General features: G+C 64.7%; 24 protein-coding genes. 15 read left to right on the top strand and 9 right to left on the bottom strand.

Annotation, left to right across the window (positions count from 1 at the left end; all coding sequences use genetic code 11):
- The first annotated feature begins 14 nt into the window (after positions 1-14).
- On the top strand, positions 15-797 hold the full coding sequence (gene pcaD / locus SO156_RS08240) for a 3-oxoadipate enol-lactonase (RefSeq protein WP_498534442.1): 783 nt from the start codon (positions 15-17) through the stop codon (positions 795-797).
- A 127-nt stretch (positions 798-924) separates the two neighbouring features.
- Positions 925-1,317, top strand: coding sequence for a carboxymuconolactone decarboxylase family protein (locus SO156_RS08235; RefSeq protein WP_498534441.1), 393 nt, complete (start codon positions 925-927; stop codon positions 1,315-1,317).
- Here the strand turns inward: SO156_RS08235 and SO156_RS08230 are convergent.
- Together SO156_RS08230 and SO156_RS08225 are read right to left on the bottom strand one after the other, a co-directional pair.
- Positions 1,279-1,797, bottom strand: coding sequence for a hypothetical protein (locus SO156_RS08230; RefSeq protein WP_498534440.1), 519 nt, complete (start codon positions 1,795-1,797; stop codon positions 1,279-1,281). The two genes, SO156_RS08235 and SO156_RS08230, sit on opposite strands and share 39 nt — an antisense overlap.
- A 222-nt stretch (positions 1,798-2,019) precedes the next feature.
- Complete coding sequence (locus SO156_RS08225) at positions 2,020-2,181, bottom strand: hypothetical protein (RefSeq protein ID WP_458147195.1); 162 nt, start codon at positions 2,179-2,181, stop codon at positions 2,020-2,022.
- 289 nt (positions 2,182-2,470) lie between these two features.
- Between SO156_RS08225 and SO156_RS08220 the strand changes: the two genes are divergently transcribed.
- From SO156_RS08220 to SO156_RS08200, 5 genes are all read left to right on the top strand, one after another.
- A complete protein-coding gene (locus SO156_RS08220) occupies positions 2,471-3,388 on the top strand; it encodes an ABC transporter permease subunit (protein WP_458147194.1) in 918 nt (305 codons plus the stop codon).
- A 12-nt stretch (positions 3,389-3,400) separates the two neighbouring features.
- Positions 3,401-4,729 carry a high-affinity branched-chain amino acid ABC transporter permease LivM gene (gene livM, locus SO156_RS08215; protein ID WP_458147193.1) on the top strand — a complete coding sequence of 443 codons (1,329 nt, stop codon included), beginning with the start codon at positions 3,401-3,403 and terminating at the stop codon, positions 4,727-4,729.
- Positions 4,726-5,559 carry an ABC transporter ATP-binding protein gene (locus tag SO156_RS08210; RefSeq protein WP_458147192.1) on the top strand — a complete coding sequence of 278 codons (834 nt, stop codon included), beginning with the start codon at positions 4,726-4,728 and terminating at the stop codon, positions 5,557-5,559. The genes livM and SO156_RS08210 overlap by 4 nt, the downstream gene beginning before the upstream one ends.
- On the top strand, positions 5,556-6,296 hold the full coding sequence (locus tag SO156_RS08205; protein ID WP_458147191.1) for an ABC transporter ATP-binding protein: 741 nt from the start codon (positions 5,556-5,558) through the stop codon (positions 6,294-6,296). The genes SO156_RS08210 and SO156_RS08205 overlap by 4 nt, the downstream gene beginning before the upstream one ends.
- A 152-nt stretch (positions 6,297-6,448) precedes the next feature.
- The gene (locus SO156_RS08200) at positions 6,449-7,567 is read left to right on the top strand and encodes a branched-chain amino acid ABC transporter substrate-binding protein (RefSeq protein ID WP_458147190.1); all 1,119 of its coding nucleotides are present in this window, start codon (positions 6,449-6,451) and stop codon (positions 7,565-7,567) included.
- Between the two features lie 91 nt (positions 7,568-7,658).
- On the opposite strand, the gene SO156_RS08195 is transcribed toward SO156_RS08200, so the two are convergent.
- Entirely contained in the window at positions 7,659-8,036 is a 378-nt protein-coding gene (locus SO156_RS08195; protein ID WP_458147189.1) for a response regulator, read from the bottom strand.
- A 236-nt stretch (positions 8,037-8,272) separates the two neighbouring features.
- Between SO156_RS08195 and SO156_RS08190 the strand changes: the two genes are divergently transcribed.
- Together SO156_RS08190 and SO156_RS08185 are read left to right on the top strand one after the other, a co-directional pair.
- A complete protein-coding gene (locus SO156_RS08190; RefSeq protein WP_498534439.1) occupies positions 8,273-11,110 on the top strand; it encodes a PAS domain S-box protein in 2,838 nt (945 codons plus the stop codon).
- A 62-nt stretch (positions 11,111-11,172) separates the two neighbouring features.
- Complete coding sequence (locus tag SO156_RS08185; RefSeq protein ID WP_498534438.1) at positions 11,173-12,168, top strand: P1 family peptidase; 996 nt, start codon at positions 11,173-11,175, stop codon at positions 12,166-12,168.
- Between the two features lie 133 nt (positions 12,169-12,301).
- Here the strand turns inward: SO156_RS08185 and SO156_RS08180 are convergent, their stop codons facing one another.
- On the bottom strand, positions 12,302-13,144 hold the full coding sequence (locus SO156_RS08180; RefSeq protein ID WP_498534437.1) for an EF-hand domain-containing protein: 843 nt from the start codon (positions 13,142-13,144) through the stop codon (positions 12,302-12,304).
- A gap of 260 nt (positions 13,145-13,404) precedes the next feature.
- Between SO156_RS08180 and rpe the strand changes: the two genes are divergently transcribed.
- The 4 genes from rpe to SO156_RS08160 all read left to right on the top strand — a co-directional run bounded on the left by rpe (position 13,405) and on the right by SO156_RS08160 (position 14,800).
- Positions 13,405-14,106 carry a ribulose-phosphate 3-epimerase gene (gene rpe / locus SO156_RS08175; RefSeq protein ID WP_458147185.1) on the top strand — a complete coding sequence of 234 codons (702 nt, stop codon included), beginning with the start codon at positions 13,405-13,407 and terminating at the stop codon, positions 14,104-14,106.
- A 148-nt stretch (positions 14,107-14,254) separates the two neighbouring features.
- Positions 14,255-14,401: a hypothetical protein gene (locus tag SO156_RS08170; RefSeq protein ID WP_498534436.1), complete on the top strand. Its 147-nt coding sequence runs from the start codon at positions 14,255-14,257 to the stop codon at positions 14,399-14,401.
- A 6-nt stretch (positions 14,402-14,407) separates the two neighbouring features.
- Positions 14,408-14,584, top strand: a complete 177-nt coding sequence (locus SO156_RS08165) for a hypothetical protein (RefSeq protein WP_458147235.1) — start codon at positions 14,408-14,410, stop codon at positions 14,582-14,584.
- A 24-nt stretch (positions 14,585-14,608) separates the two neighbouring features.
- Positions 14,609-14,800, top strand: coding sequence for a hypothetical protein (locus SO156_RS08160; protein WP_458147183.1), 192 nt, complete (start codon positions 14,609-14,611; stop codon positions 14,798-14,800).
- A gap of 100 nt (positions 14,801-14,900) precedes the next feature.
- Here SO156_RS08160 and SO156_RS08155 read toward each other — a convergent pair whose 3' ends face one another.
- The 5 genes from SO156_RS08155 to SO156_RS08135 all read right to left on the bottom strand — a co-directional run bounded on the left by SO156_RS08155 (position 14,901) and on the right by SO156_RS08135 (position 19,242).
- Positions 14,901-16,340: a protein kinase domain-containing protein gene (locus tag SO156_RS08155; protein WP_458147182.1), complete on the bottom strand. Its 1,440-nt coding sequence runs from the start codon at positions 16,338-16,340 to the stop codon at positions 14,901-14,903.
- A 3-nt stretch (positions 16,341-16,343) separates the two neighbouring features.
- Positions 16,344-17,084 carry a metallophosphoesterase family protein gene (locus SO156_RS08150; protein WP_458147181.1) on the bottom strand — a complete coding sequence of 247 codons (741 nt, stop codon included), beginning with the start codon at positions 17,082-17,084 and terminating at the stop codon, positions 16,344-16,346.
- 118 nt (positions 17,085-17,202) lie between these two features.
- Complete coding sequence (locus SO156_RS08145; protein ID WP_498534435.1) at positions 17,203-17,811, bottom strand: hypothetical protein; 609 nt, start codon at positions 17,809-17,811, stop codon at positions 17,203-17,205.
- Entirely contained in the window at positions 17,804-18,475 is a 672-nt protein-coding gene (locus SO156_RS08140) for a DUF2135 domain-containing protein (RefSeq protein ID WP_458147179.1), read from the bottom strand. Before SO156_RS08140 ends, SO156_RS08145 begins: the two co-directional genes overlap by 8 nt.
- Complete coding sequence (locus SO156_RS08135) at positions 18,472-19,242, bottom strand: MotA/TolQ/ExbB proton channel family protein (RefSeq protein WP_498534434.1); 771 nt, start codon at positions 19,240-19,242, stop codon at positions 18,472-18,474. Before SO156_RS08135 ends, SO156_RS08140 begins: the two co-directional genes overlap by 4 nt.
- Positions 19,243-19,430: 188 nt before the next feature.
- On the opposite strand from SO156_RS08135, the gene SO156_RS08130 reads away from it, so the two are divergent.
- Both SO156_RS08130 and SO156_RS08125 read left to right on the top strand, forming a co-directional pair.
- The gene (locus tag SO156_RS08130) at positions 19,431-20,801 is read left to right on the top strand and encodes a HAMP domain-containing sensor histidine kinase (protein ID WP_498534433.1); all 1,371 of its coding nucleotides are present in this window, start codon (positions 19,431-19,433) and stop codon (positions 20,799-20,801) included.
- A gap of 7 nt (positions 20,802-20,808) precedes the next feature.
- The gene (locus SO156_RS08125) at positions 20,809-21,462 is read left to right on the top strand and encodes a response regulator (RefSeq protein ID WP_458147176.1); all 654 of its coding nucleotides are present in this window, start codon (positions 20,809-20,811) and stop codon (positions 21,460-21,462) included.
- Positions 21,463-21,519 lie beyond the last annotated feature (57 nt).

Here is a 21,519-nt window from a genome sequence, read left to right as displayed (position 1 = left end):
ACGGAGACCCCGCCATGCCCATGATCGATGCCGACGGGTGCCTGCTCAACGTCTCCGTCGAGGGCCGCGACGGCGGGCCAACGCTGATGCTCTCCAACTCGCTCGGCTGCACGCTGCAGATGTGGGAGCCGCAGATGAAGGCGCTGACGCAGGTGTTCCGCGTCATCCGCTACGACCGCCGCGGCCATGGCAAGTCTACCGTGGCTCCCGGCCCCTATTCGATGGAGCGCTTCGGCCGCGACGTGCTCGCGGTCCTCGACGACCTCAACATCGAGAAGGTGCATTGGTGCGGCCTGTCGATGGGCGGCATGGTCGGGCAGTGGCTGGGGGCCAACGCGCCGGAGCGGTTCGGCAAGATCATCCTCGCCAATACGAGCTGCTACTACCCCGATCCGACCAACTGGCTGAACCGCATCAAGGCGGTGAAGGACGGCGGCATCGCAGCGGTGGCTGATACTGTGATCGCCGGCTGGTTGACGGCCGATTTCCGCGAGCGCGAGCCGCAGATCGCCGCGAAGATGAAGGCGATGCTGGTGGCCTCGCCGGTCGAAGGCTATCTCGCCTGCTGCGAGGCACTGTCGACGCTCGACCAGCGCGCGCTGCTGCCGAAGATCAAGAGCCCGACGCTGGTGATCGCCGGCCGCCACGACATGGCAACGCCGATCTCGGCAGGCGAATTGATCCGCAGCCAAATTCCGGGCGCCAGTATGACCATCATCGATGCCGCGCACATCTCCAATGTCGAGCAGCCGCACGCCTTCACCGACGCGGTGGTCGGCTTCTTGACGCAACGCTAGCCGCTATCACCGTCATTCCGGGGCGATGCGGAGCATCGAACCCGGAATCTCGATCATCATCACGACATCGAGATTCCGGGTTCGCCTCTCCGAGGCGCCCCGGAATGACTCACTCTGGAGAAAACACATGGACGACGAAAAGCGCCGCGATGCCGGCATGAAGGTCCGCCGCAAGGTCCTCGGCAACGCCTGGGTCGACAAGTCGATCGCTAACCGCAATGCGTTCAACACCGATTTCCAGGACCTCATCACCCGCTACGCGTGGGGCGAGATCTGGACGCGGCCGCATTTCGACGAACGGACGCGGCGCGTGCTCGTCATCGGCACCATGGTCGCGCTCGGGCAATGGGACGAATTCCGCCTGCACGTGCGCGCAGCGCTCGCCGAGGGCGACTTCACCCCCGACGATATCAAGGAAATCCTTCTTCAGCAGGCGATCTATTGCGGCGTGCCGGCGGCCAACCACGCCGTCAAGGAAGCCTCAGCGATTGTGCAGGAGCTCGGCCTGCTCAAGCCCTAGCGGTGCCGTGGTTTCGACGCGCGGCCGGACCGGCCGCTCGATCACCAGCACGATTGTCGCGCCGAGCAGCAGCAAGAGCTCGGTCGCATGCAGCCTGAGGGCGGCCATCTCGCCGACCTTCGAGGCCATCACCATGCTCGCAAACGACATCAGGCTACCGATGAGAAGCGCAATGGCCAGTGCCTCGTCCGAGCCGCCGGCCTTGCGGACGCGGGGGATCGAGAGCAGCGCCAGGAAAATGGCAAAGAACGCCACCACGGTGAGGCGCCCGAGCGCCAGCAGCCACGCCGCGCGGACCGTGCTCATGCCCGACATCTGGAGCTGGTCGCTGATGAACAGCGCCACCGCGACGCTCGGCCGCTCGTAGAGCCCGTGCACGGGGGCGACCATGATATCGAAGGCAATCAGCGTCCAGGCCGGGATGAAATAGGCGGCCAGTACCACGCCATTGATTGAGCCGATGCGCCAGTTCTTCAGCATTGCCGCTTCCCGCATGATTTCCGTTGGGCCCGAGCCGGTCGGGCCTTTTGCGGTAGCTAACTCCCCTCGACTTGAGGCGGCAATTTAAACCCTTTGTTTACCTTAACTGCTGTGGACAAGCCTCAGCCGAGCAAAAGGAAAAAGTCCCGCCTTTCGGCGGGACTTTTACAACTTCACGGCTACAACTCCAAGGTGCTTGCACAACTCCAACGTGTTTATGGATCAACGCTGGTCCTGACCATGCTGGCCCGGCTTCTCGCCCTGGCGCATCGGATCCTGCTGCTGCTGTCCGGGTTTCTGGCCGCCGCCCTGCTGCTGCTGATCGGGGCGCTGGCCGGGCTTCTGATTCTGCTGGCCCGGATTCTGGTTCTGCTGCTTCGTCATCGCGGGAAACTCCCTTGTTGGACGTCACAAGAAGAGATAACGGCCCGCATCCATTTTGGTTGCCCGGGAACTTGGTTGCCCGGGAACCGGGTTCCACCCGCCGGTATCGGAACCAGACTGCAAAATGAACTCTGTACAAGCCTTTATGCGGAGGCCAGCCCAGTTGCGGCCGCCAGTTCCCTCCTGTTACAACGATCGGATTGCTCAAGGGCTGCCGGGGCCCAAGAACTCTCTCTCTCTCTCTCAAGAGCTCCCTTTGAGCGGCGTCAAGTTGAGATAACGGCAGCCCATGGATTATTTCGCCCAGCAGCTCATCAACGGCCTCGTCCTCGGTTCGATCTACGGCCTGATCGCCATCGGCTACACGATGGTCTACGGCATCGTCGGCATGATCAATTTCGCCCATGGCGACATCTTCATGATCGGCGGCTTCATCGCCCTGATCACTTTCCTGATCCTGGTCTCGTTCGGCCTGACCGCGGTTCCGATCATCCTGCTGGTCGTGCTCCTGGTCTCGATGGCAATCACCGCGCTCTATGGCTGGACCGTCGAGCGCATCGCCTACCGGCCGCTGCGCCACTCCTTCCGCCTCGCCCCGATGCTCTCGGCGATCGGCATGTCCTTCGTGCTGACCAACTACTCGCAGGTGGCGCAGGGCGCCCGGGTCAAGCCGATCCCGCCGTTGATCACCGGCGGCTACACGTTGCATGAGAGCGCGGACGGTTTCGTGATCCAGCTCTCCAACATCCAGATCCTGGTGGTCGTCACCACGATCGTGCTGCTGCTGATCTTCAACCGCCTTGTATTGCGCACGCGGCTCGGGCGCGACATGCGCGCCTGCGAGCAGGACCAGACCATGGCGGCGCTGCTCGGCGTCAATGTCGACCGCACCATCTCCATGACCTTCGTGATCGGCGCGGCGCTCGCGGCAGTGGCGGGCCTGATGTACCTGCTCTACTATGGCCAGGTCGATTTCAACATGGGCTTCGTCGCCGGCATCAAGGCGTTCACCGCGGCCGTGCTCGGCGGCATCGGCTCACTGCCGGGCGCGGTGCTGGGCGGGCTTGCGATCGGCCTGATCGAGACCTTCTGGTCAGCCTATTTCTCGGTCGAGTACAAGGACGTCGCCGCGTTCTCGATCCTGATCATCGTGCTAATCTTCATGCCGACCGGCCTGCTCGGCCGTCCCGAAGTCGAAAAAGTCTGACGGGTCGCCCGCGTGACAGCTCTTTCGCAAGAAACGGTATCCGCAACCCGCACCGCAGCGGGTATCCCCTTCATCCTGAAAAAGGCCTTCCTGAGCGCTCTCGTCGCGCTGGTGCTGTTTTCGCTGATGATCGGCATCCGCACCGAGGCCGGTCCCGATGGGCAACTGACCTACTGGACGCGGTTCGGCGAACTCGCCTCCATCGTCGGCATCGTGTTCGGAGGATCGATCCTCATCGAATTGCTGCGGCAATGGATCGGCCCTGTCGGCGCCGAGAAGCTGGTGCCACCCGCCGTGCATCGCGGCATGTCGATCGTGGGCCACTATCTGGCGCCGGCGCTGCTGATCTTCACCCTCCTCGTGCCGGTCATCTTCTATAACCAGCGCTACATCCTCGACCTCGCGATCCTCGTGCTCACCTATGTGATGCTGGGATGGGGCTTGAACGTCGTGGTCGGGCTCGCCGGCCTGCTCGATCTAGGCTACGTCGCTTTCTACGCGGTCGGGGCCTATTCCTACGCGCTGCTCGCCACCAATTTCGGCTTGTCGTTCTGGATCTGCCTGCCGCTCGCCGGGATCCTCGCAGCCATGTGGGGGGTTATGCTCGGCTTCCCGGTGCTACGGCTGCGCGGCGACTATCTCGCGATCGTCACGCTCGCTTTCGGCGAGATCATCCGGCTCGTCATCATCAACTGGCAGAGTCTGACCGGCGGGCCCAACGGCGTCACCGGCATTCCGCGCCCCACCCTGTTCGGCATCCCGCTCGACAACAGCGACGACGGGCTGGCCGCAAAGCTCGGCATCGAGTATTCGCCGACCCACCGCATCGTCTTCCTGTTCTACCTGATCCTGGCGCTGGCTCTGCTCACCAACTGGGTGACGATTCGCCTGCGGCGCCTGCCGATCGGCCGCGCCTGGGAAGCATTGCGCGAGGACGAGGTCGCCTGCCGGGCGCTTGGCATCAACACCACGACCACGAAACTGACGGCATTCGCGACGGGCGCGCTGTTCGGCGGCTTCGCCGGCGCCTTCTTCGCCACGCGCCAGGGTTTCATCAGCCCGGAATCCTTCACCTTCCAGGAATCCGCACTGGTGCTTGCGATCGTGGTGCTCGGCGGTATGGGCTCGCAGCTTGGCGTGGCGCTCGCCGCTCTCGCCATGATCGGCGGGTTCGAGCTGTTCCGGGGCCTCGAGATCTTCCGCATGTTGGTTTTCGGCTGGGCGATGGTGCTGATCATGATCTGGCGACCGCGCGGCCTGATCGGCCATCGCGCGCCGACCGTATATCTGAAGAAGGCAAAGGCCATCTCCTCCGACCTCGTCAAGGAAGGCCACGGATGAGCGGCGAGCGTATCCTCAACGTCGATCAGCTCACCATGCGCTTCGGCGGAATCGTCGCCGTGCAGGATCTGTCGTTCTCGGCGAACCGGCGCAAGATTACGGCGCTGATCGGACCGAACGGCGCCGGCAAGACCACGGTGTTCAACTGCATCACCGGCTTCTACAAGCCGACCGGCGGCACCATTCGCCTCACCCACGATGACGGAAAGGAAATCGCGCTCGAGCGGCTCAACGACTTCCGCATCGCCAAGCATGCCAAGGTCGCTCGGACCTTCCAGAACATCCGCCTGTTTCCCGGGATGACCGTGCTGGAAAACCTGATGGTGGCGCAGCACAACATGTTGATGCGCGCCTCCGGTTTCACCTTCCTCGGCCTGATTGGGGCGCCGAACTACCGCAGTGCGGAAGCGCAGGCGATCGCTCTCGCCACCGATTGGCTGAAGCGGGTCAGCCTCCTGGATCGTGCCGACGATGCGGCCGGCAACCTCGCCTATGGCGACCAGCGCCGCCTCGAGATCGCGCGCGCGATGTGCACCGAGCCTGCGCTCCTGTGCCTCGACGAACCGGCTGCCGGCCTCAACGCGCGCGAGAGCGCGGCCTTGAGCGAGCTCCTGCTTTCGATCCGCAACGACCTGGGAACTTCGATCCTCCTGATCGAGCACGACATGTCAGTCGTGATGGAGATCTCCGACCACATCGTGGTGATGGACCACGGCGTGAAGATTGCGCAGGGCACGCCGCGCGAGGTGCGCGACGATCCCAAGGTGATCGCCGCCTATCTCGGCGCCGACGAGGAAGAGGCGATGGCCGTCATGGAGAGCGGATCGTGACGGCAGCATCCCCCCTGCTCGCGATCCGGGGCCTGCGCGCGGCCTACGGCAAGATCGAGGCGCTGAAGGGCGTCGACGTCGAGATCAATTCCGGCGAGATCGTCGCGCTGATCGGCGCCAACGGCGCCGGCAAGTCGACACTGATGATGACGATCTTCGGCAAGCCGCGCGCCCGCGCCGGGCAGATCCTGTACGAGGGTAAGGACATCACCGCCGTCCCGACTCACGAGATCGCCCATTTGCGCATCGCGCAATCGCCGGAAGGCCGCCGCATCTTCCCGCGGATGAGCGTCGCCGAGAACCTCCAGATGGGGGCCGACGTCACCGACAGCACGCCAGCGGAACGGGAGGGCACGCTCGAGCGCGTATTCGCCCTGTTTCCCCGCCTGAAGGAACGTTTCGCCCAGCGCGGCGGAACCCTGTCCGGTGGCGAGCAGCAGATGCTGGCGATCGGGCGCGCCTTGATGAGCCGCCCTCGCCTGCTCCTGCTCGATGAACCCTCGCTGGGGCTCGCCCCGCTCATCGCGCGGCAGATCTTCGACGCGATCCGCACCCTGAACCGGCAGGACGGCCTGACCGTGCTGATCGTCGAGCAGAACGCCAACCATGCCCTGAAGCTCGCCCATCGCGGCTACGTCATGGTCAACGGCCTGATCACGCTCGCGGGCAGCGGCGCCGAATTGCTGCAGCGCCCTGAAATCCGCGCCGCCTATCTGGAAGGTGGCCGGCACGCCTGACCGGCCCCGTCCTGCGCGAGGAAGCGGCTAGATATCTTTGCCTATGCCCGTATTTTGCCGGTGACTTCTCCGTAAATTCATTCAAGAATGGCGGCGGTTAGAACCGGGTCAACCCGGCAACTCCCAACAAACGACCACCCGCGAGGTATCTCATGAAATCACTGAAGCTCATCGGTCTGGCATTTGGCGCGTCCGTAGCGCTGTCGACGGCAGCGTTCGCGCAGGATATCACCATCGCAGTTGCGGGCCCGATGACTGGCACCGAGTCCGCATTCGGCCGGCAGATGAAGAACGGCGCCGACCTGGCGGTGGCGGACATCAACGCCGCCGGCGGCGTCAACGGCAAGAAGCTCGCGCTCGATGCCGAAGACGACGCCTGCGATCCGAAGCAGGCCCGCTCGGTCGCGGAAAAGATCGCCGGCGCCAAGATCCCGTTCGTCGCCGGACATTTCTGCTCGTCGTCCTCGATCCCGGCCTCGGAAGCCTATGCTGACGGCAACGTCCTGCAAATCACTCCGGCTTCGACCAACCCGCTCTTCACCGAGCGCAAGCTGTGGAACGTGGCGCGCGTCTGCGGCCGTGACGACCAGCAGGGCCTGATTGCCGCGCAATACATCGGCAAGAACTTCAAGGGCAAGAACATCGCGATCCTCAACGACAAGACCACCTACGGCAAGGGTCTTGCGGACGAGACGAAGAAGGCCCTCAACAAGGCCGGCATTACCGAGAAGCTGTATGAGTCCTATAACAAGGGCGACAAGGACTTCAACGCGATCGTCTCGCGCCTGAAGAAGGACAACATCGACCTCGTCTATATCGGCGGCTACCATCAGGAAGCCGGCCTGATCCTGCGTCAGATGCGCGATCAGGGCCTGAAGACGGTGCTGATGTCGGGCGACGCGCTGGCCGACAAGGAGTACGCCTCCATCACCGGCCCAGCGGGCGAAGGCACGCTGTTCACCTTCGGCCCCGATCCGCGCAACAAGCCGAGCGCGAAGAAGATCGTCGAAGCCTTCAAGGCCAAGGGCATCGATCCGGAGGGCTACACGCTCTACACCTACGCCGCGATGCAGGTCTGGTCGCAAGCCGTGAAGAAGGCTGGCACGACCGATCCGAAGAAGGTGATGGAAACCATCAAGGCCGGCAAGTGGGACACCGTGCTCGGCCCGATCGAGTATGACGCCAAGGGCGACATCAAGCAGATCGACTATGTCGTCTATAAGTGGGACGCCAAGGGCAACTACGCCGAACTCGGCGCCAAGGGCTCCTAAAGAGCGCTCTTAACAACGGCTCCCAACGCCTCGGCGTTGCGGCCATCCTTACAAACGCCCCGGCACGCCGGGGCGTTTTCGCATCCGGCGGTCAGACCGCGGCCTGGAGCTTGCCCGACTGCGCCGTCTTGAGCGCCTGGAGGAGATCGTTGGGCCGGAACGGCTTCTTCACGCAGACGACGTTGGCAAGGCCCGGCGCCTCCTCCATGAAGTCGAGGGCGGTCATGCCAGAGACGGCGACGATCGGGAAGTTCGGGGACATCTCGCGGATCGCCGTCATGACCTCGAGGCCGCTGGTGTCGGCCAGGAAAATGTCCACGATCGCTGCATCGAACGCCGCTTCGCCAAACGCCCTCAGGCCAGCCGCGCCGCTCTCCGCCTCCACGACCTCGAAACGATTGACCCGGAGCACGATGGATACCATCGCCCGGACCTCCTTCTGGTCGTCGATCACGAGGATACGGGGCATGGAACAACTCCCGTCGTCACAAAATTGGTGTCGGTCAAGAAATCTGCCTCCCGGAACGGGATCCCGCCACAGCGGTAGACGTATTATTTCCCCGGTCAGTAAAGACCAGCTTACCCGGTCTCGGCTCCTCGTTCGGAGAAAAATTAAGTAAGCTCTAACCTTCGGTTGAGTCGCGTGTCTTCCCATCAGAGCGCGTGCCCAGACCCCGCTACCGCGCAGAGAGGTAGCGGGCTAAGATGCTCCCGAGGAAGTGTCTTACTGAAAGCTTCAATGGTGGTCCGGAAGAGGTGAACGTGCTGGCACCGAACGACCGAAGCACCTTTCTATCGACCTTGCCTGCCGCTCGGAGCGATCGCACTGCAGCATTGGCGATCGTTGGTGTCTCGTCGATTCTGTTTGCGCTGGCCGTTCCCTTCGCCCGCGTGCCGCTTGCGCGCGTTCCGGCCTTCGTCGCGAGTTACCAGTCTGCGCTTGCCGTCATCGACATCGTCACAGCGGTGCTGCTGTTGTCGCAGTTTGCGGTCTTGCGGACCCGCGCGCTGTTGATGCTCTCGACCGGCTATCTTTTCACAGCGGCCGCGGCGATTGCCCATGCACTGACCTTCCCCGAGCTGTTTGCGCCAACGGGACTCTTGGGCGCGGGCCCGCAGACCACCGCCTGGCTCTATATGATCTGGCATGGCGGCTTTCCGCTGTCCGTGCTCGCCTATGCCTGGCTCAAGGACGCTGGCGGCGGCGTCAAAATTAGGGGCACGGTGCGCCGCGCGATCCTCTGCGGCATACTGGGGCCGGCCGTGGTGGTCATCGCCTTCGTTTGGATCGTCACGGCCAAGCACGACCTGCTGCCGGACCTCTTGCGCGACGGCCACTTCACACCCACGCAGATCGGTGTGATCTCGTTCGTATGGTCCTTGAGCGCCGCCGCCCTGGTCACGCTGTGGTTTCGGCGGCCGCATACGGTGATCGACGTCTGGCTCATGGTCGTCATGTGCGCCTGGCTATTCGATATCGCCCTGTCGGGAATCCTCAATGGCGCCCGCTTCGATCTCGGCTTCTACGCGGGACGGATCTACGGTCTTTGCGCTGCAAGCTTCGTCCTTGCGGTGCTCTTGATCGAGAATGTCCGCCTGCAGGCGCAGACGGCTGGAATGGTTGGAGCGCTGCAGCGGCAGTCGGCCTCGGATCGCAGTCATTTTGGTGAGCGCGAGCGGCTGTTCAGCGCGGTCGTGGAATCCTCCAACGACGCCATCATCACCAAGACGCTCGACGGCACCATCACCGCCTGGAACCGAGCCGCCGAGCGCGTATTCGGCTTCTCCGCAGCGGAGGCCGTCGGCCGGCCGATCGACATCATCATGCCGCAAGGTCGTCGCGAGGAGATCGAGGAGATCCTCGCCCGCACGCGCAACGGCGAGGTGATCGAGCAGCTCGAAACCGTGCGGATGAACAAGAACGGGCAGCTCCTCGACGTCATGCTCAGCCTGTTCCCACTGCGGTCGGCAGACGGCAAGATCATCGGCGCCTCCAAGGTCGCCCGCGACATCACCGAACGGAAGCGAACGCAGGCGGCGCTCAATCGCGAGGTCGAGGAGCGCGAGCGCATCTTCGAGACGTCGCAGGACCTGATCCTGGTCACCGACGGTTACGGCAATTTCGTCCAGGTCAGCCCGAGCGTGAGGGACATCCTCGGCTTCAGCCCGGAGGACATGATCGGACACAACGCGACGGAATTCATCCATCCCGATGATCTCGAGAAGACGCGCGATGAAATGCGCGCCGCTCGGCGCGGCCTCACCAAGCGCAGCTTCGAGGCGCGTTACCCCCACCGTGAAGGGCACGACGTCACGCTGAACTGGATGGGCACCTGGTCGGAGCCGGTCAAGCGCCATTTCTTCATCGGACGCGACCTCACCGAAAAGCAGGCGGCTGAGGCGCAGTTCCGGCAGGCGCAGAAAATGGACGCCATCGGCCAGCTCACCGGTGGCGTCGCGCATGATTTCAACAACGTGCTCACGGTCATCACGGGCACGATCGGGATCCTGTCCGATGCCGTCGGCGACCGGCCTGACCTTGCGGCGATCACCGGGCTGATCGACGATGCGGCCGAACGCGGCGCGCAATTGACCAGGCATCTGCTCGCCTTTGCCCGCAAGCAGCCGCTGCAACCCCGCGAGGTCGACCCCAATGCGCTGGTCGTGGAAGCCGCCAAGCTGCTGCGTCCGACGCTCGGCGAGCAGGTCACCATCACGCCGCACCTGACCGAGGACGCCTGGCCGGCGCTGGTCGATCCGAGCCAGCTCACCACCGCGATCCTGAACCTCGCCCTGAACGCGCGCGACGCCATGCCCGACGGCGGCACGCTGGTCTTGGAGACCCGCAACGTCTTCCTCGACGAAGGCTATGCGAGCATGAACCCCGACATCGTCGCCGGCAATTACGTGATGATCGCGGTGAGTGACACCGGCATCGGCATTCCGGCTGCGCTGATCGAGCGGGTGTTCGACCCCTTCTTCACGACGAAAGAGGTCGGCAAGGGTACCGGATTGGGGCTGAGCATGGTGTTCGGCTTCGTCAAGCAGTCCGGCGGACACGTCAAGATCTACAGCGAGGAAGGTCACGGCACGAGCGTGAAGATCTATTTGCCGCGCTCGACCGGCGTGCAGGAGACCGCGTTCGAGGCGATGCGGAACGTGCCGATCGAGGGCGGAGACGAAAAGATCCTGATCGTCGAGGACGACGCGCTGGTACGCCAATATGTCGTGACCCAGATCAGGAGCCTCGGCTACAACGCGTTGGAAGCGGCGAATGCAGCGGAAGCGCTGACGCTGATCGACGGCAATGCCGAGATCGACCTGCTCTTCACCGACGTGATCATGCCCGGCGCCATGAACGGCCGCCAACTCGCCGACGAAGCGGCGCGGCGTCGGCCAGCGCTGAAGACGCTGTTCACATCCGGCTATACCGAAAACGCCATCGTCCATCACGGCCGGCTCGACTCCGGCGTGCTGCTGCTCGCAAAACCCTACCGCAAGTCCGAGCTCGCCAGGATGCTCCGCACCGCGCTCGCCAGTTGAGCGCGGCTTGCGCCTGCGCTATCGCTGAAGGCACTGCCGCTTGCAGCGCCGGGAGTGCCGCCTTGAAAAACCTCCTCACCGACATCGCCGGTGTCCGCGTCGGGCACGCCCACGACGAAAAGCTCGCCTCGGGGGCGACCGCGATCGTCTTCGACCAGCCGGCGGTCGCGGCGATCGATGTGCGCGGCGGCGGGCCCGGGACGCGCGAGGACGCGCTGCTCGATCTTGCCAACACGGTCGAGCGCGTCGATGCAATCGCGCTGTCGGGCGGCTCCGCCTTCGGGCTCGAGACCGGCGGCGGCGTACAGGCCTGGCTCGCCGAACAGGGGCGCGGATTCCGGGTCCGTGAGGCGCTGATCCCGATCGTGCCGGGCGCGATCCTGTTCGATCTCCTCAATGGCGGCGACAAGGCCTGGGGCCGCTTCCCGCCCTATCGCGACCTCGGCTATGCCGCGGCAGCCTCGGCCGGTGCGGACTTCGCGCTCGGCAGCGTCGGCGCCGGCCTCGGCGCCACTACGGCGAACTGCAAGGGCGGGCTCGGCTCGGCCTCCGCCGTGACCAGCAACGGCATCAAGGTCGCGGCGATCGCCGCCGTCAATGCGGTCGGCAGCGTCACCGTGGGCGACGGCCCCTGGTTCTGGGCCGCGCCGTTCGAGGTGGGCGGCGAGTTCGGCGGACGCGGCCTGCCGGATACCTTCGCGGATGACATGCTCAAGATGCGCATCAAGGGGGGGCCGGCCGCCAGCGCGCGCGAGAACACGACGATCGGTCTCGTCGTCACCGACGCGACGCTGACCAAGGCGCAAGCCAAGCGCCTTGCCATGATCGGGCAGACCGGCTTTGCCCGCGCGATCTATCCGGTGCATGCACCGACCGACGGCGACGTGCTGTTTGCCGCTGCGACCTGCGAGAAGGCGATCGATCCGATCGTCGAGCTCACCGAGGTCGGCATGGTCGCAGCCAACGTCGTGGCGCGCGCGATTGCGCGCGGTGTCTATCATGCGACCGCACTGCCGTTCGCGGGCGCACTGCCCGCATGGAGGGACCGGTTCGGCTAGCCTCGCACTCTCGTCACCGCCCGGCTTGACCGGGCGGTCCAGTATTCCAGAGACTGTGACGAATGCGGAGAAGCCGCGGCGTACTGGATGCCCCGGTCGAGCCGGGGCATGACGCCGTCGAATTGGCGCGAGCCTAGACGCTCACCGACAGCGACGAGGCCGCGGTGGCCGACAATTGCTGCGCCTCGCGCTGGATCATTTGTTCGATCCAGTTGTACGACGAGGTCGCCGAGTTCGAGCTGCTGGAGTTGGAGCCGGAGCTCGATGAGCTCGACGCAGCCGGTGTCGTCATCGAGACCTTCGAGCCGTCCGGATAGGTGATGGTGGTCGTGGTCGAGCCGTCACTGTTGGTCGCGGACGTCGTGGTCGCCCCAGTCAAGGGATCGGAGCTGCCGTCCGAGCCACTGCCGCTGGCATCCCCGGAGCCGCTGGAGCTGCCGGCGCTTTCGGCATGGTGGTGACCGTGATGCCCACCCTGCAGCGCCTTCGACATCTCGTCGAGGCTGACGCTGCCGTCGCCATTGGTGTCGAGCTTGGAGAAGACGTCATCGGCCTGCGCCACATTGGTGCCGCCGGCGCCGAGCGCGCTCTCGAATTCCGATTTGGTGATCTTGCCGTCGCCATCGGCGTCGATCTGCGAAAACAGATCCTTCAGGGCGTCCTGCGGGCTCATCGAGGTTGACGATGAGCTCGTTGAGGAGCTCGACGCGGTCGAGCTTGAGGAACTGCTCGCGCTCGCTGATGATTGACTTTGCGCCGCAATCAGCGCGCTCATCGTCTCGGGCGAGATCTGCGGACAGTTGCCGGAGTTGACCGACGAGCTCGCGCCGCTTGTCGTGCTGCTGCTGCTGTCGATCGAGAACGGGTTGGTCACCCCTTGTGTGGAGCCTGTCTGCTGCGTCGAGGACGTCTTCGAGGATGTCAGCGACTGCAACGCGTCGAGCGCACCCGATACGGCACCAAGGGCGAACAACATTCGACAACTCCAGACGATGCGGCAAGCCGCGGCCAATGCTCCGATCCAGTGAGCAAGCGTCGTGCCAGCGCAAAAACCTCAATCAAATCCGGCTATCCCTCGCTTTCCGCCGTCGGGGAACACCGGCAATTCGTGCCGGCTGCGGCAGAATTTTCCGCCCACAGGAAGCGCCTGCCCCCCTGCATTGCTCCCCCGCATCGCCCATGTTAGGCGAGGCCCATCGTCACATGGCCCATAGGCTTTTTCGGGAAACAGTGCCCATGACCCAAGCCCTCGCACTCCGCCCCCTGATGATCGCGCCGTCGATCCTGGCGTCGGATTTTTCCAGGCTCGGCGAAGAGGTGCGCGCGGTCGATGCGGCCGGCGCCGACTGGATGCATCTCGACGTCATGGACGGGCATTTTGTTCCGAACATCTCGTATGGACCCGACGTCATCAAGGCGATGCGTCCGCACACCAGGAAGATCTTTGACGCGCATCTGATGATCGCGCCCTGCGATCCCTATCTGGAGGCCTTCGCCAAGGCCGGCTGCGACCACATCACCGTGCATGCGGAGGCAGGTCCTCACCTGCACCGCTCGCTCCAGGCGATCCGCGCGCTCGGCAAGAAGGCCGGCGTCTCGCTCAACCCGGGCACGCCGATCAGCGCGATCGAATACGTCGTCGACCTGATCGACCTCGTGCTGGTGATGTCGGTCAATCCCGGTTTCGGCGGGCAGGCCTTCATTTCCTCCGCGCTCGGCAAGATCCGCGACATCCGCGCGATGACCGCGGGCAGGCCGATCGACATCGAGGTCGATGGCGGCGTCGGGCCCGACGTCGCGGGTGCCCTTGCGGCGGCCGGCGCCAACGCCTTCGTCGCCGGCACGGCGGTATTCCGCGGCGGCACGCAGGAGGCCTACAAGACCAACATCGATGCGATCCGTAACGCGGCCGCAAACGCGCGCGGTGAGGCGATTTGAATCCGCGCTCACGAAATATATTGCGGGTTTCTACGGGTGTTGCGCCGCGACAAACTTGAGATTGCCTTCAACCCCGTAATCATCCCAGCTTCCCTGATTCGTACAAATCGATGCACAACAGCGCTCCCCTTTTTGACGGGAGCACATCATGACAACGACCCTGGTCTGGACTGGCGTGGCGTTGTGGCTTGGCTTGAATGCAGCAATTGCGGCGCGTTGCGTCTACGTAGCGCGGCCGGTGAAGGTGGCATCTCGTTCCGCCCGCGTCATCCATCTCAATCGCCACCGCGGCTGAACGCCCGTGCAGGTGATGATCGTGAAGCGTCAACCGAAGCGCAGGTGCTGCATCCCGCGGCGCCCGCATCCCGACCTCGATTATTTCTTCGATCGCTTTGAGCGTACCGCGTGCGAGGCCAACGACGACACCGGGTCCGAGATTGTGGACCTGGACCAGTTCCGGTCACCGCGTCAGCACTGAAATCATTTTCTTTGGAATAGCCTGATGAAACCGCTTTGCCCCAACTGCCTGAACGCGATGTCGAAGGCAGCCTCCTCCGGCAATCTGTTCAATTGTGAGCCGTGCCGCGAGATCATCCAGTTCTTCGGCGTCGGTCACGACCGCAACGAAGCCGGTCCGGACTTCTGGCTGCCAGTCCGCCGCAAGCGCGACGCTCACGCCGCCCACGCTCTCTGACCTGCGCATTGCCTTTTTGTTCGCGCATGATCTCCGCGCAAACGCGTTCCGCGTTCGTCGCGAGGGAAAACCGCTACACACTTTTCCGGATCATGCGCAGCTAGCCCGCGGCTTCGTCCGCCCTCACCTCTTCCGAATCCGCGGCCATCCTCGGCGGCCGCACCACGGTGACGGTGCAGGTTGCTTCGGAGGCGACCTTCGATGAAACGCTGCCCAGCAGGGTACGCTTGAACGAGCTCTGCCGCGCGCCGATGATGACGTGGTCGACCTGGTTGATCTCGGCGAATTCCAGGATCGCTGCGGCCGGATCGATCGCCTCCAGCACATGAACCGTGAGGCGGCTCTCGTCGAGCTTGAGCGGCGTCGCCCAATGCCTGAGCGCGACCATCCGGTCGATATGCTTGTTGGATCCGTCTTCGTCGAGCGTCCGGTCGATCACGAGACGGTTGAGCTTCAGCACGTTGACGCAGGCGAGTCGCGCCGAGGGCAGCGTCGCCAGGATCCGCTCGGTCGTGACGAGCAGCGCCTCGTTCAATTCGGGCGCGCCTTCGGCGGTGTCGAGCGCGATCGCAAGGATCGGGCTCGAGGCAATCTGCGCCGCCACATCCGATTTCGGCCGCGACTGCGTCACCTCCTGATTGAAGCGCCGCCGCCAGGCGACCGAGAGCGGATCGCGCTTGAGCCGCTCCGAGCGTGTGGTGAGCCTGACCTTGTCGGGATGGGTAAGATCGAACGCAAGCTGCGAGGCGGTCGGATAGCGCCGGACCGGCTCGATCTCCAGGCACCGAAGCACGATCTCCTGAAGCCAGGGCGGATAGTCGGGACGCAATTTGCGCGGCGGATGCGGATCGCGCCACAGCCGGCGTCGCATTGCGCGCAGCGTCTCGCCTTCGCCGAATGGACGCTCGCCCGTGGTGAAGAAATAGAGCAGCACGCCCAGCGAAAAAAGATCGCTGCGCGGATCGTTGCGCACACCCAACAGCCGCTCCGGCGCCATATAGGGCGCGGTGCCGTAGGGCAGCCGGAACTCCTCCTGCAACAAATCCGGCAGATGGTCGTGGTGCGACAGGCCAAAGTCGATCAGCACCGCCTCGCCGCTCGCCCGGAACATGATGCTGCTCGGCTTGATGTCGTGATGGATCACGTTCTGCCGGTGCAGATCGGCCAGCGCGGTCGCGATCTTCGCGACCAGCCCGCGCGCCTCCTCATAGGGCAGCGGCAGGTCGGGCAGCCGCGGGTAGAGTGTGGTGCCGGGAAGCTGCTCGATCACGACATAGGCCTGGCGGGCGAAATCGCCGGTGCCGAAGCAGCGCGGCACGTGCGGGCCGGCGAGCCGCGGCAGGATCATCTGCTCCATCTCGAAGGAGACGATGGCGGCGGGGTCCTCGCCCTCGGATACCCGCGGGACCTTCATCAGTAACGGAGCATCGATGCCGGGATGGGTGACCGTCCACAGCGTCGCCATGCCGCCGGCATGCATGCACTCACCGACAGTGAAGCCGTCGATCTCAGCTCCGACCGTGACCAGGGATTTCGGCATCGCTCAACGCCCCTGCGACAGCCGGTCGGCCAGCCAATGCGGCAGGCCGTTCTCCCGGATTCGGCTCGCTGCCGCCTCGATGTCATAGGGTACCCGGCAATAGGTGATCTGACAGCTCTCGGTTTCGAACAGCGTAAAGCAGGCGGAGGGATCACCGTCGCGTGGCTGACCGACCGAGCCCATGACCGCGAGCCATTGCCGGCCGCGCAGGAGCTGCACGGGAACGTCGGTCTTGGGTACGAAGCTCGTCATCTTCGCGGTCACCGACATCGAATAGAGCGCCGGGCGATGGATGTGGCCGCAGAACGTGACGTGGCACGGCGTCGCGATCAGGCTTTTTGCGGCGTCCGTCGTCGAGCGGACATAGTGCCATCGCGTCGGGTGCGAGGCTTCCGAATGCACATAGAGGCGGCCCTCATCCTCGACGGACATCGGCAGCTCCGCGAGGAAGCGCCGCTGCGCGGCATCGAGCCGACCGCGGGTCCATTCGATCGCGATCTGCGCTTCGGCGTTCATGGTCTCGGCAGACGATTGGACCGCTTGGTCGTGATTGCCGCGCACAGCGACGGCGCCGTGAGCCACCAGTTCCATTGCGGTGTCGACCACCCATTCCGGATCGGCGCCATAGCCGACGAAATCGCCGAGCAGGATGAAGCGCTCCGCGCCGCGCTCGCGCGCCGCCTTCAGGCACACGTCAAAGGCCTGCCGGTTGCCGTGGATATCCGAAAAGACGGCCAGTCGCACGCGTCCTCCACCCTCAAACGCTGTTCGTATGCCGATAAAGCCAATTTGGGGGACGTCAACAAGATGCGTCAGCGCACGCCTGTTGGCCAGCCGTCCGCGGCGCAGCCGGTAGCGGTGCCTATTGCTGGTCCTTAGGGGGCATTCTGGGCGGCGGCAGCGGCGTGAACACCGCGCCCTGCTCGCTACCTGCCGGCGGGGCCCTGAATTCGCCGGTCGATGAATCGCCGCCGGCCGTCTCGATCACGGCCTTCGGCGTCACATATTCCCGCACCATGTCGATGACGGTGCCGTCACCGCCGCCAAAATCCGCGGCGCGCCCGCCCTGCGGGCGTCCTGCCGCGATCTCGTTCTCCGCTCCATGGGTCTTCTCGGCCAGCGTGTCATCATAGGGAACGCGGAAAGCCCTCGGGATACCGCTCGGCCGGTTGTCCTCGTCGAGTTCCTCGACCCACAGATAGATCGAGCCGGGATCACCCTCCAGCGAATGCGGCTCGACGATGCGCGCCGCCAACAGCTTGAATGACACGGGCAGCCGGTCCGTGGTGGCCCAGCCGAGCAGCCCGCGCATCGCGCCGAAGCTGACGAGGTAGAAGACACTGGTCACAACGACGGCCATGGCCTTCAGCGACCAGTGCAGGCGTCCATAGACCAGGACGACCAGGAGCAGAGCGCCGATCACGGCGTAAGCGACCGAAATCGTGAGTATGACGAGTTGCAGGCTAGTCACGGCGCATCCTCACGCCAGTCTTCGGATCGATATCCGCGCCGTTGCGCCAACTGCTGCGGAACGTTTCCAGCAGCGATTTCGGCCGCTGATCGACGTTGATCACCTTGCCTTCGGCATCGAGCCGGAACCGCACCGCGGTTTTCTCGTCACCGGTATGGTTGAGCGTCAGCTTGTTGTCGAAGATCACCTGGGCGGTCGGGTTGAGCTTCTGCACCTTCACATTGGCCGCGACCGGCTCGCCGGTCGTGGCCTGGAAATGCGAGACGTTGACGGTGTATTCGCCGGCGACGATGCCGCGCACGGTGACGATCTCCTCGCGGATCGGGGATGCGATCTTCTTGCCGTTGACCACGATGAAGTCGTTGGCGCCGCCGCGGTCGTCGCGGTCGAGGGTGAGAAAGCCAGCCTCGCGATGCCGGTACCAGGCGATGTTGCCGGCGGGATCCTGCACGAACAGGTCGAGATCATCAGGATGATTGTCCGGCCAGTCCAGCGTAATCATGAACTCGGCCTTGGAGTCGATCTTGCCGTCCTTGGCGTCCGGCGAGACAGCGAGAAGCGCGAGGAAGAACAGGAAGGCCACCACCTGGAGTGCCTTGAACAGCATCACGCCGAGCGGATCGAACGGCTCCTCGCGCGGATAGAGCCCGAAATCGTCCATCATGGCGGCGTTCCCGGACGCTTACGTTCCAGAGCCGGGGTGACGTAGGTCTCGGTCAGCACGACGGCGTCGGAGAACACCCGCTGGGTCGCGGCGTCGAGCATGTAGTACTGGATGCGGACCAGGATCGAGCCGACGAGGCCCGCAAGCGTCGTGTACATCGCAACCGCCATGCCGTCGCTCATCAACCCCATCGAGGACCGCATCGCGACCTTGTCGGCCGCGTCCAGCCCGGCAATCGGCGCCAGCATGATGATGAAGCCGATGATGGTGCCGAGCAGGCCGAGCTTCATCAGCGTGTCGGAGACGAAGGCGCCGAACCCGTTGGAGCCGCGCAGGCGGTCGGCAAGCGTCCGCAGCAGCAGCGTCTGGTCCACCGGACGATAGTCCTGCGCCGCGGCTTTCGTCACGAGGCTCTCGATGTGATTCCTGACGAGGCCATGCGGCAGCGACGTGCCGGCAGCATCGAGCGCCTTGCTGCCGTCCTTGGCCGACAGCACCGCACGGCAGCGCCGCGCCGCCGCCGCTTCCCGCGCGATCGCGCGGGTCCGCCAGCAGCAATGCCCGCAGGTGACGACATAGAGCACCGCGATCAGGCTGGAAATGTAGGTGCGGTCCGAGACCACCATCAGATGGATCAGGCCAAAGCGCCACAGCAGCACGACGGCGAAGACCGACAAGCCCGTAAAGATCATCCAGAGCAGGAGCGCGCTCCGCTCCGACGGATCGGCCGCAGGCGGCGCGCTCTTGCCGATGGTGATCGAACTCATGCTGTCTCGCTCCCCGCTCTGTTAGCGCCCCGCCCCCGATTAGATCAAAGCCGCCGCGCGCAGTCCAAAGAGCCATGCCCAAATCGGCTTGGGAAATTTTCCCGAGCGGCATCGCCGGATGTCGCTCGCGATTGGCAAGGTGCGGCGGCGTTGTTATCGTGACCTTACCAAACGTTGGGGGTGATCGCATGCGCCTCGTGCTTCAGCTCGTCGCCCGTTTGCTCGTCATTGTCGCGTTGTGCCTGACCGCCGCGACGGTGTGGGCAACTTTTGATGCCTATCGCAGCGTCGATCGCGCCACGGCCGCGTCCGCCCAGCGGGTCGCGCATGCACTGGAGGCGCTGTACTGGCGCGAGCTCTTGCTGCGCAGCAACAGGATGCGCGAGCATCTCGTACCGGTTCCGGACTGGCGCACGCTGGAGACGATGAAGCTGATTGCGCCGGGCGTTTGTGTGCAGTTCCAGCCGGCGGCCGCATTCGAGAGGCCGCTATGCGGCCAGAGCCAGGGGATCGGCCAGACCCCACCGCGCTGGTTTGCGTCCCTGGTCCCCATCTTCCTCGGCAGCCATGCCGAGGTGGTGCGACCGGTGAGCCCGCGCGCGGCCGCGGCCGGCGCGGTCGTGGCGACGCCTGATCAGGCTGCGGCGATCTCGCTCGCCTGGGAGTACATTCTCAACGTGATCGACGTCGCGCTATTGATGTCGGCGGCGATTGCGCTGCTGGCCTCGCTCGCGATCGCGCATACGCTCGCGCCGGCCCGCTCGATCGTGACCGCCTTGCAGCGGATGGCGCGCGGGCAGTACCGCACGCCCCTGCCGCGCTTCCGCTCCGTGGAGCTTGCGATGATCGGCAAGGCCGTCGGCGAGCTCGGCGGGAGGCTGGAGGAAGCGACCGAGCAACGCGCGGCACTGACAAGGCGCCTGCTCGAGATCCGCGACGACGAGCGACGTGCGCTCGCCCGCGAGCTGCATGACGAGTTCGGACAAAATCTGTCCGCCATCCTCGCCTTCGCCAGCACCATCGAGACGGCGAGCGCGAAGGAGACGAATGCGAGCGGTGCGGCACAGGATGCACGCATGATCTCGCAGGCTACGCATCGCATCATGTCATCGCTCCGCGACACGCTGAAGCGGCTGCGCAATCCCTTGCCGGAGGAGCTGGGGCTCGAGGCGAGCCTCGTCAATCTCGTCGATAGCTGGCGCTCGCAAAGCGCGACGCAGCCGACGATCCAGCTCGACCTCAAGGGCAACCTTGCGGACATCAGCGACACGGCGGCGACCACCGCCTACCGCGTCGCCCAGGAATGCCTGACCAATGCGCTGCGCCACAGCGCGGCGCGCGAGATCAACTTGCGGGTCGAGCGGCGCGCCGGCGCGGACGACGCGCTGCTGATCCGCGTCGAGGACGACGGCGACGGCGATGCAGATCGGGTGGTGCAGTCGGCCGGCTTTGGGCTGACCGGCATCCGCGAGCGTGTCGCGGCCGCCGGCGGCTCGCTGTCGATCGCGCGTGCCGATCGCGGGCTGAGCGTGGCGGCGACCATTCCTCTGGCCGCATGAGGCTGGCATGACGGAGGTGGCGGCAAAGGGCATCTCGGTACTGCTGGTCGACGATCATCCCATCGTCCGGCAAGGCTACCGTCGCGTCCTGGAAAGCCAGGGCGATCTGCATGTCATCGCCGAAGCCGACAATGCCGCGGACGCATACGGCGCCTTCAAGACGCATGATCCTGATGTCACCGTGCTCGATATCTCGATGCCCGGCGCGAGCGGCCTCGAAGCCATCCGCAACATCCGCGCGCGCAATCCCCGCGCGCGCATTCTCGTCTTCACCATGCACAACGAGGCCGTTCTGGTGAAGGCTGCCTTCAATGCCGGCGCCAGCGGTTTCGTCACCAAGAGCAGCGAGCCCGCCGCAGTCGTTGCAGCCGTCCGCGTGGTTGCCCGCGGCGAGCGCGCCATGAGCGACGACATCGCCCATATTCTGGCCGAGGAGAGCCTGTCACCGACGGGCTCAGTGCTCGATCAGCTCGGCGAGCGCGAAATCGAGATCTTGCGGCAGTTCGTCAGCGGCGCCACCACCGAGCAGATCGCCTCGCACCTCAATCTCAGTGTGAAGACCGTGCAGAACTATCACTATCTGATCAAGACCAAGACCGGGGCGCGTACGGATGCGCAACTGGTGCGGCTTGCGGCGAGTTGCGGGCTGATGCGGATCTAGCAGCAATGCTGACGCATAGGGATCGTCGAGCGTCGCTCCATCGGAACTGAGGCCACT

Source organism: Bradyrhizobium sp. UFLA05-125 (genome assembly GCF_059803515.1).
The sequence above is the reverse complement of the archived record's forward strand: the minus strand, read 5'-3'. Positions and strand labels throughout refer to the sequence as shown.

What these genes read in the sequence shown, in the direction of transcription:
- pcaD (WP_498534442.1), top strand. Translation starts at nt 15, where the DNA reads ATGCCCATGATCGATGCCGACGGGTGCCTGCTCAACGTCTCCGTCGAG.
- SO156_RS08235 (WP_498534441.1), top strand. Translation starts at nt 925, where the DNA reads ATGGACGACGAAAAGCGCCGCGATGCCGGCATGAAGGTCCGCCGCAAG.
- SO156_RS08230 (WP_498534440.1), bottom strand. Translation starts at nt 1,797, where the DNA reads ATGCTGAAGAACTGGCGCATCGGCTCAATCAATGGCGTGGTACTGGCC.
- SO156_RS08225 (WP_458147195.1), bottom strand. Translation starts at nt 2,181, where the DNA reads ATGACGAAGCAGCAGAACCAGAATCCGGGCCAGCAGAATCAGAAGCCC.
- SO156_RS08220 (WP_458147194.1), top strand. Translation starts at nt 2,471, where the DNA reads ATGGATTATTTCGCCCAGCAGCTCATCAACGGCCTCGTCCTCGGTTCG.
- SO156_RS08210 (WP_458147192.1), top strand. Translation starts at nt 4,726, where the DNA reads ATGAGCGGCGAGCGTATCCTCAACGTCGATCAGCTCACCATGCGCTTC.
- SO156_RS08200 (WP_458147190.1), top strand. Translation starts at nt 6,449, where the DNA reads ATGAAATCACTGAAGCTCATCGGTCTGGCATTTGGCGCGTCCGTAGCG.
- SO156_RS08195 (WP_458147189.1), bottom strand. Translation starts at nt 8,036, where the DNA reads ATGCCCCGTATCCTCGTGATCGACGACCAGAAGGAGGTCCGGGCGATG.
- SO156_RS08190 (WP_498534439.1), top strand. Translation starts at nt 8,273, where the DNA reads ATGCTCCCGAGGAAGTGTCTTACTGAAAGCTTCAATGGTGGTCCGGAA.
- SO156_RS08180 (WP_498534437.1), bottom strand. Translation starts at nt 13,144, where the DNA reads ATGTTGTTCGCCCTTGGTGCCGTATCGGGTGCGCTCGACGCGTTGCAG.
- rpe (WP_458147185.1), top strand. Translation starts at nt 13,405, where the DNA reads ATGACCCAAGCCCTCGCACTCCGCCCCCTGATGATCGCGCCGTCGATC.
- SO156_RS08170 (WP_498534436.1), top strand. Translation starts at nt 14,255, where the DNA reads ATGACAACGACCCTGGTCTGGACTGGCGTGGCGTTGTGGCTTGGCTTG.
- SO156_RS08160 (WP_458147183.1), top strand. Translation starts at nt 14,609, where the DNA reads ATGAAACCGCTTTGCCCCAACTGCCTGAACGCGATGTCGAAGGCAGCC.
- SO156_RS08155 (WP_458147182.1), bottom strand. Translation starts at nt 16,340, where the DNA reads ATGCCGAAATCCCTGGTCACGGTCGGAGCTGAGATCGACGGCTTCACT.
- SO156_RS08140 (WP_458147179.1), bottom strand. Translation starts at nt 18,475, where the DNA reads ATGATGGACGATTTCGGGCTCTATCCGCGCGAGGAGCCGTTCGATCCG.
- SO156_RS08135 (WP_498534434.1), bottom strand. Translation starts at nt 19,242, where the DNA reads ATGAGTTCGATCACCATCGGCAAGAGCGCGCCGCCTGCGGCCGATCCG.
- SO156_RS08130 (WP_498534433.1), top strand. Translation starts at nt 19,431, where the DNA reads ATGCGCCTCGTGCTTCAGCTCGTCGCCCGTTTGCTCGTCATTGTCGCG.
- SO156_RS08125 (WP_458147176.1), top strand. Translation starts at nt 20,809, where the DNA reads ATGACGGAGGTGGCGGCAAAGGGCATCTCGGTACTGCTGGTCGACGAT.